3 protein-coding genes and 1 pseudogene are annotated in these 4921 nt (G+C 65.0%); all 4 read left to right on the forward strand.

The genetic code is table 11. The features are described 5' to 3' along the window. Positions 1 to 7 precede the first annotated feature (7 nt). A complete protein-coding gene (locus BLX41_RS28830) occupies positions 8 to 1285 on the forward strand; it encodes a CheR family methyltransferase (protein WP_185073841.1) in 1278 nt (425 codons plus the stop codon). After that, positions 1282 to 1968, forward strand: coding sequence for a chemotaxis protein CheW (locus BLX41_RS28835; protein ID WP_123727620.1), 687 nt, complete (start codon positions 1282 to 1284; stop codon positions 1966 to 1968). The genes BLX41_RS28830 and BLX41_RS28835 overlap by 4 nt, the downstream gene beginning before the upstream one ends. Next, positions 1965 to 4283: a hybrid sensor histidine kinase/response regulator gene (locus tag BLX41_RS28840; RefSeq protein WP_123727621.1), complete on the forward strand. Its 2319-nt coding sequence runs from the start codon at positions 1965 to 1967 to the stop codon at positions 4281 to 4283. Before BLX41_RS28835 ends, BLX41_RS28840 begins: the two co-directional genes overlap by 4 nt. Then, positions 4280 to 4921, forward strand: a pseudogene (locus BLX41_RS33900) (chemotaxis protein CheB); the annotation flags it as partial. The gene BLX41_RS28840 and the pseudogene BLX41_RS33900, both read left to right, overlap by 4 nt.

Consider the following 4921-nt stretch of genomic DNA (forward strand, 5'->3'; position numbering starts at 1 on the left):
AGCCTCGATGAGCGACGAACAACGGTTTTTCGACTTTCTCAAGGAGCGAATCGGCCTGGATGTCGCCTCCGTGGGCCCGGCGATCATCGAACGCGCGGTGCGCCAGCGCTGCAACGCCCTGGATGCCCACAGCAGCGACGAATACTGGCAAAAGCTGCAAGGCTCCCGGGATGAGCAGCAGGCACTGATCGAGGCGGTGATCGTTCCGGAAACCTGGTTTTTCCGTTATCCGGAATCCTTCGCTACCCTGGTCAAGCTGGCCAAGGAGCGTCTGTCACAGATCAAGGGCATGCGCGCCTTGCGCCTGTTGAGCCTGCCGTGTTCCACCGGCGAGGAGCCCTATTCGATTGCCATGGCTCTGCTGGATGGCGGTCTGGCTCCGCACCAGTTCAAGGTCGACGGCCTGGACGTCAGTCCGTTGTCGGTGGAACGGGCCCGGGGGGCGGCCTATGGCAAGAATTCCTTTCGTGGCCAGAACACTGAGTTCCGTGAGCGGCACTTTTGCGCCGAGGGCGATCGTTATCGTTTGAGCGAGCGGGTTCGCGAACAGGTCCGGCTGCAGGTGGGCAATGTCCTGGAGCCGGGCTTGTTAGCCAGCGAGCCGCCTTTCGACTTCGTCTTCTGTCGCAACCTGCTGATCTATTTCGACCAGCCGACCCAGCATCAGGTGTTCGAGGTGCTCAAGCGCCTGACCCATGAAGAAGGGGTGCTGTTCATCGGGCCTGCCGAGGGCAGCCTGCTGGGGCGTCTGGGCATGCGTTCCATCGGTATTCCCCAGTCCTTTGCCTTCAGCCGGCACACCGAGCCGGAGCCTGCACTGGCTCCAGTGGCCTTGCCTCAGCCCTTGTCCTTGCCGCTACCGCCGCGCAATCCGCTGCCTGCGGCGCCGCGCCAGCGCCCCTTTACCGCCCGTGCGGACCAGGCCCCGGTGGTCGAGAGCACGCCGCCGGTCAGCGATGCCGCGAGCCTGCTGGCCAACATTGCCGCCTTGGCCAATGAGGGCAAGAGCGCGCTAGCCCGTGCCGCGTGCGAGCGCTATCTGCAACAGCATGAGCCTGTGGCCCAGGTGTTCTACTGGCTGGGGCTGCTCAGCGATGTGGCCGGCAACGCCATTGAAGCCCAGGGCTTCTACCGCAAGGCTCTGTACCTGGCCCCCCAGCACTCTGAAGCCCTGGCGCACCTGGCGGCGCTGCTGGCATCCCAGGGCGATGTCGCCGGGGCCCAAAGATTGCAGGAGCGCGCTGCCCGCAGCACTCGCACTGCCGACAGTGAGTTGAAACGATGAGCCATTCCTACTCATTGGACGTGACCCGTGAAGATGCGCAGGCCATCGACGATTGCTGGAACCGCATCGGCATTCACGGCGACAAGTCCTGCCCGTTGCTCGCCGAGCATATCCATTGCCGCAACTGCGCGGTCTATTCCGCCGCCGCCACGCGCCTGCTGGATCGCTATTCGTTGCGTCAGGAGGACCGGGAACACGCGTTCGCCCTGGAGGCCGACAGCGATGTGGTCACCCGTTCGCTGCTGATGTTCCGTCTCGGCGAGGAGTGGCTGGGCCTGGCGACCCGTTGCCTGCTGGAAGTGGCGCCGCTGCAGGAAATCCACTCCTTGCCTCACCAGCGCTCACGGGCGTTGCTGGGGGTGGCCAACGTGCGCGGAGCCCTGGTGGCCTGCCTGTCATTGACCGAACTGCTGGGCCTGGATGGCACACCGGTGGTCGCTGCTGCGGGGCGGGTCATGCCGCGGATGCTGATCATCGGGGCCGAGGGCGGCCCGGTGGTGGTGCCGGTGGATGAGGTGCACGGTATCCATGCCATCGATGAACGCATTCTCAACGGTGCCTCGCTCTCCGGAGAACAGGCCAATGCCAAGTACACCCGTGGCGTGTTGCAATGGCAGGGACGCAGCCTGCGTTTGCTGGACGAAGAGCAACTGCTCTCGGCCGTGACCCGGAGCCTGACATGACCCCCGATCAAATGCGCGATGCCTCGTTGCTGGAGTTGTTCAGCCTGGAAGCCGAGGCCCAGACCCAGGTACTCAGTACCGGGTTGCTGGCCCTGGAGCGCAATCCGACCCAGGCCGACCAGCTGGAAGCCTGCATGCGCGCCGCTCACTCGCTCAAGGGCGCGGCGCGGATTGTCGGGGTCGATGCCGGGGTCAGTGTTGCCCATGTGATGGAGGATTGCCTGGTCAGTGCCCAGGAAGGGCGACTGTACCTGCAGCCCGAGCATATCGACGCCCTGTTGCAGGGCACTGACCTGTTGATGCGTATTGCCAGTCCCGGGGGCGCCGAGACAGTGGCAGCGGATATTCCGGTCTACGTGGCCTTGATGGAGCGCCTGCTGACTCAAGGACCGGGAACGCCAAGCGTGCCGGCCCAGGCAAGCGCCCTGCCAGAGCCGGAATTCGAAGCACCAGTGGCGCCCATGGCGCAGTTGCCGGGGGCGCTGGAGCCCTTGCCGCCGCCGAGCGAGCAGGCCCTGGAGCCGGCAGTGAACACCGGGCGCCCGGGCAAGCGCATGACCGAAGGCGGCGAACGGGTATTGCGGGTGACCGCCGAGCGGCTCAACAGCTTGCTGGACCTGTCGAGCAAGTCCCTGGTGGAAACCCAGCGGCTCAAGCCTTATCTGGCCACGATGCAGCGCCTCAAGCGGATCCAGAGCAACAGCCTGACCGCTCTGGAAAACCTCAACCTGCACCTCAAGGAACACGCGCTGAGCCTGGAGGCCCAAGAGGCCCTGGAGGATGCTCGGCGCTTGCTGGCCGAGTCCCAGCAACTGTTGGCGGAGAAGACCGCCGAGCTCGATGAGTTCGGCTGGCAGGCCAGTCAACGGGCCCAGGTGCTTTATGACACGGCCCTGGCCTGTCGCATGCGGCCCTTTGCCGATGTCCTTACCGGTCAGGTCCGCATGGTCCGCGATCTGGGGCGCAGCCTGGGCAAACAGGTACGCCTGGAAATCGAGGGTGAGAAAACCCAGGTCGACCGTGATGTGCTGGAGAAGCTCGAAGCACCGCTGACTCACCTGCTGCGCAATGCCGTCGACCACGGCATCGAACTGCCCGAGCAACGCCTGCTGGCGGGCAAGCCGGCGGAAGGGGTGATTCGCCTACGGGCCTCGCACCAGGCCGGTCTTCTGATGCTGGAACTCAGTGATGACGGCAACGGCGTGGATCTTGAGCGCTTGCGCCAGAACATTGTCGAGCGTCAGCTGTCGCCGGCCCAGACCGCCGCCCAGCTCAGCGAGGAAGAACTGCTGACCTTTCTGTTCCTGCCGGGCTTCAGTCTGCGGGACAAGGTCACCGAGGTTTCCGGACGCGGCGTCGGCCTGGACGCGGTGCAGCATATGGTGCGGCAACTGCGTGGTGCGGTGGTGCTGGAGCAGACCAGCGGCCAGGGCAGCCGTTTCCACCTGGAAGTGCCCTTGACCCTGTCGGTGGTACGCAGCCTGGTGGTGGAGGTCGGCGATGAGGCCTACGCCTTTCCGCTGGCCCATATCGAACGCATGTGCGACCTGGAGCCCGAGTCCATAGTCCAGGTGGAGGGGCGTCAGCATTTCTGGCACGAAGGGCGGCATGTGGGCCTGGTGGCGGCGAGTCAGCTGTTGCAGCGGCCGGCGACCGAGAACGACGCGCCGACGCTCAAGGTGGTGGTGATTCGCGAGCGCGACGCGGTGTACGGGATCGCCGTGGAACGCTTTATCGGCGAGCGCACCCTGGTGGTGCTGCCGCTGGACGACCGGCTGGGCAAGATCCAGGATATTTCCGCCGGGGCCCTGCTCGATGACGGCCGGGTGGCACTGATCGTGGATGTCGAGGACATGCTGCGTTCGGTGGACAAACTGCTCAATACCGGCCGCCTGGAGCGCATCGCACGTCATCATCAGCAGCACGCACAGGCCGCGCGCAAGCGTATTCTGGTGGTGGACGACTCACTGACGGTGCGTGAGTTGCAGCGCAAGCTATTGATCAATCGCGGCTACGATGTGGCCGTTGCAGTGGACGGCATGGATGGCTGGAATGCCTTGCGTTCGGAAAGCTTCGACCTGCTGATCACCGATATCGACATGCCGCGAATGGATGGAATTGAATTGGTCACACTCTTGCGTCGCGACAATCGCCTGCAGTCCCTGCCGGTGATGGTGGTGTCCTACAAGGATCGCGAGGAAGACCGGCGCCGTGGACTGGATGCCGGTGCCGACTATTATCTAGCCAAGGCCAGTTTCCATGACGACGCCCTGCTCGATGCGGTGGTGGAACTGATTGGAGGAGCGCGGGCATGAAGATAGCGATAGTCAACGACATGCCCATGGCTGTGGAGGCCTTGCGCCGGGCCCGGGCCTTCGACCCCAGCCATGAGGTGGTGTGGGTTGCCACCAATGGCGCCGAGGCGGTGAAGTATTGCGCCGAACTGACGCCGGACCTGATTCTCATGGACCTGATCATGCCGGTCATGGATGGCGTCGAGGCCACGCGGCGGATCATGGCCGAGTCGCCTTGCGCCATTGTGATCGTCACCGTCGACCGCCAGCAGAATGTGCACCGGGTGTTCGAGGCCATGGGCCATGGCGCCCTGGACGTGGTGGACACCCCGGCCCTGGGCGCGGGCAATGCCCAGGAGGCGGCGGCACCGCTGCTGCGCAAGATCCTCAATATCGGCTGGCTGATCGGCCAGCGTGGCAGTCGGGTGCGTTCGGCCCCGCTGCCGCTGCGCAGCGGGGCGCCACGCCAGAGCCTGGTGGCCATAGGCTCCTCAGCCGGTGGCCCGGCGGCCCTGGAAGTGCTGCTCAAGGGCTTGCCAAAGGACTTTCCCGCCGCCATCGTGCTGGTCCAGCATGTTGACCAGGTATTCGCCGCCGGCATGGCCGAGTGGCTCAGCAGCGCCTCCGGCCTGCAGGTACGGCTGGGCCCGGGAGGGGGG

Origin of the sequence: Pseudomonas protegens (assembly GCF_003732485.1) — a bacterium.
Lineage (GTDB): Bacteria > Pseudomonadota > Gammaproteobacteria > Pseudomonadales > Pseudomonadaceae > Aquipseudomonas > Aquipseudomonas protegens_B.

Coding starts and splice junctions, on each gene's coding strand:
- BLX41_RS28830 (WP_185073841.1), top strand. CDS start 8: ATGAGCGACGAACAACGGTTTTTCGACTTTCTCAAGGAGCGAATCGGC.
- BLX41_RS28835 (WP_123727620.1), top strand. CDS start 1,282: ATGAGCCATTCCTACTCATTGGACGTGACCCGTGAAGATGCGCAGGCC.
- BLX41_RS28840 (WP_123727621.1), top strand. CDS start 1,965: ATGACCCCCGATCAAATGCGCGATGCCTCGTTGCTGGAGTTGTTCAGC.